Source organism: uncultured Sphingomonas sp. (genome assembly GCF_937859915.1).
GTDB lineage: Bacteria > Pseudomonadota > Alphaproteobacteria > Sphingomonadales > Sphingomonadaceae > Solisphingomonas.
Genome location: NZ_CALMAW010000065.1, coordinates 1 through 6,406, shown reverse-complemented (window position 1 = coordinate 6,406; position 6,406 = coordinate 1). Strand labels below are relative to the sequence as shown.

The 6,406-nt window shown below is 70.7% G+C and carries 5 protein-coding genes; 1 reads left to right on the top strand and 4 read right to left on the bottom strand.

Features of this window, described 5'->3' with window-relative positions:
* The 4 genes from Q0326_RS09120 to Q0326_RS09105 all read right to left on the bottom strand — a co-directional run.
* Positions 1-391: AMP-binding protein (locus Q0326_RS09120; RefSeq protein WP_298689383.1), on the bottom strand; the 391-nt coding region annotated here is incomplete at its 3' end.
* 2 nt (positions 392-393) lie between these two features.
* Entirely contained in the window at positions 394-1,449 is a 1,056-nt protein-coding gene (locus tag Q0326_RS09115) for an NAD-dependent epimerase/dehydratase family protein (protein WP_298689381.1), read from the bottom strand.
* Positions 1,450-1,722: 273 nt separating this feature from the next.
* Complete coding sequence (locus Q0326_RS09110; protein WP_298689379.1) at positions 1,723-3,828, bottom strand: GMC family oxidoreductase; 2,106 nt, start codon at positions 3,826-3,828, stop codon at positions 1,723-1,725.
* A gap of 105 nt (positions 3,829-3,933) precedes the next feature.
* The gene (locus tag Q0326_RS09105) at positions 3,934-4,641 is read right to left on the bottom strand and encodes a hypothetical protein (RefSeq protein WP_298689378.1); all 708 of its coding nucleotides are present in this window, start codon (positions 4,639-4,641) and stop codon (positions 3,934-3,936) included.
* A 283-nt stretch (positions 4,642-4,924) separates the two neighbouring features.
* Between Q0326_RS09105 and Q0326_RS09100 the strand changes: the two genes are divergently transcribed.
* Positions 4,925-6,367: an AarF/ABC1/UbiB kinase family protein gene (locus tag Q0326_RS09100; RefSeq protein ID WP_298689376.1), complete on the top strand. Its 1,443-nt coding sequence runs from the start codon at positions 4,925-4,927 to the stop codon at positions 6,365-6,367.
* The last annotated feature ends 39 nt before the right edge of the window (positions 6,368-6,406 follow it).

Below are 6,406 nucleotides of genomic sequence, written 5' to 3'. Positions count from 1 at the left end.
CCTCGACGGTGAGCGCCAGCCGCGGCGTGCAGTCGCCGATCGCCGCGGCGGCGCCCGCGAACTCCTCCGCGCGGATCGGCACGCCGCGCGGACAGGCGATCGGCACGCCGACCAGCCCGGCGAGGGTCGCGGCGAAGAAGCCGATGATGAAGTCGAGCCCCGGGGGATAATAGAGCAGCACCCGGTCGCCGCGATCGGCGAAATCACGCAACCGCACCGCAAGATAGCGCGCGCGTCGCTCGAGCGTGGCATAGTCGAGCCACTGGCCCTCGGCCGCGCCGCCCTCGTCGTCGCCGAGATAGCGGAAGCCGCCCCGCCCCGCCCCGCTCGCGCGCAGGCCGAGCAGATCGGCCAGGGTCATCCCGTCGGCAATGTCGGCCGGTCGCGTCACGGTCAGCGCGCCAGCCGCGTCGGCGCCGACCGCGGCCCCGTATCGGCGGCGAGCGGCGGGGCCAGCTCGACCCGCGGCATATCGGCAGCGCGCGCCGCGATCCGCTCGCGGACCCAGCGGACGACGGGCGCCATCGTCTCGCGCGCATCGCGCGGCGCGTAGCCGAATTCGGTCCGCGCCTTGGTCGAGTCGACGAACCAGTAGAGCCGCAGATAGCCGAGCACGCCGGGCTCGACCGGCGGCGCCAGCCTGAGCAGCCGGCAGGCCGCGACCGCCGCGCGCAGCGCCGCGAACGGCACCACGATCACCGGCCGCCGCGCATCGGCGAGGTCGAGCACCAGCCGCACCAGTTCGGCGATCGTCAGATTGTCGCCGCCGAGGATATAGCGCTGCCCGGCCCGGCCGCGGTCGATCGCGGTGGCGACCCCGTCGGCAACGTCGTCGACATGGACCACCGAGGTGCCGCCGATCGTCGCCAGCGCCGGCCAGCCGCGCAATATGTCGCGGATGCTCCCCGCGGTGATCCAGTCGAGATCGTCGGCGCCGTAGGTTTCAGCCGGGTTGACGATCAGCGTCTCGAAACCAGCCCGGTTGCGCGCGAGCACCGCCTTCTCCGCGGCATGCTTGGCGGTGGCATAGACCAGCCCCGAACGCGCGAGCGAGAAGCGGCTGGTCTCGTCGAGCACGGTAGGGCGTTCGGTGCCGTCGATCGCCGCGGTCGACGAAACATAGAGGAAGCGCCGCGCACCCGCCGCCTGCGCCGCCTCGAGCATGCGCTGCGTGCCGCCATGGACGATGTCGTGAACCGCGGGGCTGGCGATATGCTCCCAGCCGCTCACCCCTGCGAGATGGATGCAGGCATCGCAGCCCGCGGCCGCCCGCGCGAGGCTGAGCGAGTCGCCGAGGTCGCCGCGGACCTGCTCGACCGGCAGCCCGGCCAGCCGGGCACGGCGGCGATCGGAACGGACGAGACAGCGGACATCATGACCGCGCGCGACCAGCTTGCGCACGACGCGCGATCCGATCAACCCGGTGCTGCCCGTCACGAGTGTTTTCATGATCATCCCCGGTTCGTGCCTGCCGCGACGCTACGACTTTAGTCGTGTCGTCGCTTGGTCATCCTGATCCGCGGACGAGTTTCATTTCTCCGTTTTGGAGCGGCAGTCAGTTCGTTTTTAGATCTACTGTCGCTGGTCGTCCTTGCGAGCGCAGCGACGCCATCCAGCGCCCCGAGCGGTCGGACTGGACTGCGTGGCTGCGACGCGGCGCGCAAGGACGGTTGGATAGCTGGTGGCGCAGCCGGCCGGCGACGTGGCTGAAGGGATCCGCGGCTATGCGCCGGCCGCGACGATCCCGGCCGCGGCATAATGGGCGAGCGCCATCACGGTCATCTGCAGATTCACCGTGATCGGCGAGGGGATGATGCTGGCGTCGGTGATCCACAGCCGGTCGATGCCGTGGACGCGCATCTCCATGTCGACGACGCCCTGCGCCGGACTCTGGTGGAGCACGTTGCCGCCCTGGAGATGCGCGGTCGTCACCTTGAGATATTGCAGCGGGCCGACCGCGCCGAAATAGGCGTCGAGCTGGTCAGGGGCGGTCGCCCAGGTCGCGTCGAAGCGGCTCGATCCGATGCGCGTCGCGCCCGCGGCGAACATCGCCTTGCCCGCCGCCTTCATCCCCAACGTCAGCCGATACCAGTCGTCGTCGTCGAGTTTATAGGAGATCGTGTAGCCGCTCGCCGAGAGGTCGGCGTCGATCGTGCCATAGGCATTGGCGCCGATCACCGGCACCGCGACCGCGATCCGGTTGTAATTGTCGAGCAGCCCCATGAAGTCGCGCCCCCATTGCGGTGCCTCCATGCCGATCGTCGCGGGCGGGCCGAAGGCGGTCTCGATCACCATCCGCTCGTCCGGCATCTCGATCGCATAGCCGACCTGGATGCCCCGCGCGCCGAACTGGTCGGTCGCGAATTCGCCGAACACCGGCGTGCCCATATTGCCCGAAAAGCGCTTGCCGACGGTGCGCACGCCCGGCAGCGCGCCCGAAAAACCGCTGCGTCGCAGGATCTTGGTCGAGGCGAAGGTCCCGGCGGCGAGCACGATCTTGTCGGCCTCGACCAGCCGCTCGACGCCGTCCTCGCCGCGGACATGCGCGCCGCGGCAGATTTGCGCGCCGCGCGGGCCGTCGAGGGCGAGCCTGGTGACATGCGCATCGGGGACGAGCAGTCCGCCGGCCGCGACCACCGCGGGCAGCGTCGTCTCGTTCATCGATTGCTTGGCGGCGTAGCGGCAGCCCGAATTGCACCGCCCGCAGCCGATGCAGTTCAGCGTGTCGATCGTGACGTCGACCGCGCCGTGGCCGGTGTCGGCGAAGCCCTGGCGCAGCGTCTCGGCCATCGGCGCCATCACCACGGGCTTGACCGGTGCGGCATGGATCAGCGCGAGCATCGCGTCATAGCTGCGGTGCAGCCGCGGCCAGTCGAGCTTCACCCCGAACCGCTCCCAACGCTTGACCACCACCTCGTCCCACCAGAAGCCATCGGGCTTCCAGGCGACCGAATTGTTGACCAGCGTGCCGCCGCCGACGGTGCGCGCCTGCACGAAGGTCGAACATTCGTCCGCCGACAGCGTGAAGCCGCCATTCATGTAGATCGTCGAGGCCGCCTGCATGAGATGGTCGGGCAGTTGGTCGTTGGGGACGAGAGGCCCCGATTCGACGATCACGATCCGCGCGGACGGATCGGCTTGCTGGATGAAATAGGCGGCGGTCGCCCCGCCCGCCCCCGATCCGATCACCAGATAGGTGGTGCGCCCGCCCGGCTTCTTGGCGACGTCGGCAAGCCGGACGCGGCGTTCCATCAGCAGCGTCGAGGCCGGCGAACGTGCCGGGTTGGCGAGATCGGGCCCGCTCGGCGGTATCCATGGCCGCGTCTGGAAACGCTGATAGTCGAGCCCGCGCCAGGTCCGGTCGAGATCGAGATAGGCGCCGGTGATCAGCGTCTTGACCGCGCCGATCACGATGATGCTCTTGATCGGCAGGCTCTCCTCGGCCGCCGCCTGGTCGCCGAGCCGGCTGAACAGCGTGTCGACGATGCGCACGCGCGCCGCCTTGCTGCGGAAGCAGAAGCCGATCCGCGCGACCTGGCTCCAGACCGGCACGAACAGGAACAGCAAGGTCCGCCAGACGGGCGAATAGGGCAGCCGTTTGGGCACCCATAGCGGCATCGCCAGCACGCTCGACGCAGCCTGCACGAACACCGCGGTGGTCATCAGGCTGAGCAGCCGGTCGAGTTCGCGGATCACCGCGCGGCCGTCTGGCTCGAGATCGGGATTGGCCGGGTTGGGGCCGATCAGCGCGGGCGCGAACCGCACCAGGAACGGGCGGTTGGCGCGCCAGTAGAGCCACAGGAGCTTGCCGATCAGCCACTCAAGCATCTGGGGCCAGATGCCCGCTGGCACTGCCTCGCGTCGGTGCGTTGCGCATAGCTTCCCCCCTTGCGCGGACCGCCGCGCGGTCTGGTGCCGCCGCTCGCAGGGCGATCAGCGGGGACGGCGTCGCCCGGGCGGCCCGTCGCCGAGATCCGCGGCGACAGTGTCGGCCGCGGCGCCGACATCGTCGACCGCCGCGCCCACCCTGGCGCCCGCCTCGCCGACCGCATCCTGCGCATCGCGCGCCGGCCGGTCGCGGCTGGGCTCCCGGCTCGGGTCGGTGTCCGAGCGACCGATGTCCGAGTCGAAGTCGGCGGACTCGTCGAGCGCCGTGTCGAACTCCTCCTGGAACCGCCGGCTCGAGCGCGCGACGACGCTGGCCGCGCCGGCAAAGGCATCGGACAGCGAATGGGTGAAGCCGGCGAGGTCGCCGCCGACCTCCTCGACCGCGTCCGGCCGGCGGCGGCGGGATGCGCTCCCGCGATCACGGTCACGGTCGCGATCGCGATCGCCGTCGTCATAGGCGGACGGGCGATAGCGCCGCGCGTCGCCGAACAGGTCGAGCGCGATGTTGCCGACCACGGTGACGACGCCCTTGAAGACCTCGGCGTTGGAGGCGCTCCACGCGCGGGTCAGCGCGTTGACGTCGTTGGCGATGCGGTCGGCGACGCGATCGATCGTCTGGACATTGTCGCTGAGCCGCCCGGAGTCGCGAACATAGCGCGGCGGTTCGCGGCGCGCGCGGCGCACCAGCCGGTCGCGCTCCTGGCGATCGCGCAGATCGGTGTCGTCGTCGGTTGAACGGGCAATCGCGGCCATATCGCACTCCCTCGCCATCTGGGACTATTCGATGAATCGACTATGGTCGACATCGTGATCCAAACAAAGCGCAGATGATCCGCATCCGGGTCTATCGCGTCCGAAACGGGATCATGGTCTCCATTATGGATGATGTCCGCCCCGAAAGTCGCGGGTCTTGGATTAGTGTCGCAGTTCGAGCCTGTTGGGGGAGGAGGCCGCTATCCCGCTTGTCGTGCGCACGCTCTCGCTTCTGCTGCTGGCCTGCCGCGGACTGCTTCTGCCCGCCATCCGGCGTGTCGCGATGCGGCGACGCGACCCCGGCGCCGCGCACGTCGCGCTGCGCCGGATGCTCGAGGCGGGGGGCGTGACGACGATCAAGATCGGCCAATATCTCGCGATTCGCCGCGACCTTTTCTCCGCCGAGACCTGCACCGAACTGGCGCGCCTGTTCGACGCGGTACCGGCGATGCCGCCGGCGCTGGTCCGCACCATCGTCGACCGCGAACTCGGGCAGCCGATGGCGCGCGTCTTTCGCGAATTCGGCCGCGCGCCGATTGGCGCCGCCTCGATCGCGCAGGTCCACCGCGCGCGCACCGCCGACGGCAGGCTGGTCGCGGTCAAGGTCCAGCGCCCGGGTCTGGCGGCGCGGCTGACCACGGACTTCCGCATCCTCGGCGCGGTGGCGCGGATCGCAGACCGCCTCGGCCTGTTCGGCACCCTCCGTGCCGCCGAGCTGGTCGCCGAGATCGCCGCCTTCACGCTGCGCGAGATCGATTTCCGCGCCGAGGGCGAGACCGCGGCGCGGATCGCGGCGGATCCGTACAGCGGCGTGCGCGTGCCGGCGATCGATTGGGCGCTCACCACCGAACGGCTGCTGGTGATGGACTATATCGAGGCGGTGCCGCTCGCGCGCATCCTCGCTGCCACCGATGCCGGCGAGCCCGACGCCTTCGCGCGGATCGTGCCCGGCGTCGCGCCCGCCGCGATCGTCGCGCGGCTGGCGCGCGCCTTCCTCCGCCAGCTGTTCGTCACCGGTCTGTTCCACGGCGACCCGCACCCCGCCAATGTGCTGGTCGCCGCTGACGGCGGGATCGCGCTGATCGATTTCGGCATCTTCGGCGACCTGAGCCGCGACGACCGCGCGACGCTGGCCTGCTATGTCGAGCATCTCGCGCTCGGCCGGATCGACGCGGCGTTCGACTGCTATGCGAGGCTGGTCCACCCCGGGCCGCGCACCGATTTCGCCGCGTTCCGGCGCAGCGCGACCGCGGTGCTGGCGGACTGGCACCGCGCCGCCAGCGACCCCGCTACCCCGGTCGCGCTTCAGCTTACCGCACGCTACCAGGGCTTCATGTTCGCGCAGATGCGCGCGCACCACGTCCGCATGGAGACCCGGCACCTGCTGTTCTGGCGCGCGCTGGGGATGCTCGATTCGACCGCGCACCGCCTTCCCGGCGACTTCAACCTGCTCGCCGCGATCCGCCGCTTCTTCGCCGACACCCGCCCCTCGCCGATCCGGCGCGCCGCACGCACGGGCGCGCGACTGGCCGAGACGATCGCGGTGCTCGCGCCCGAGGCGGTCCACGCCGCCGCCATCTCCCACGCGCAGCGGCTGCGGATCGAAACCCGGATTGCCGGCGCCGAGCGACGCGCCGAGGCGCAGCCGGTCCGGCTGCTGGCGCTCGCCTTGGCCGGCCTCGCCTGCGCGCTGCAGGCCGCGACCGTCGCTGTGTCCCTGTGGTGAGCCGTACGCCGTTTCGTCGGTCGCCGGAGGGGGCCGGTC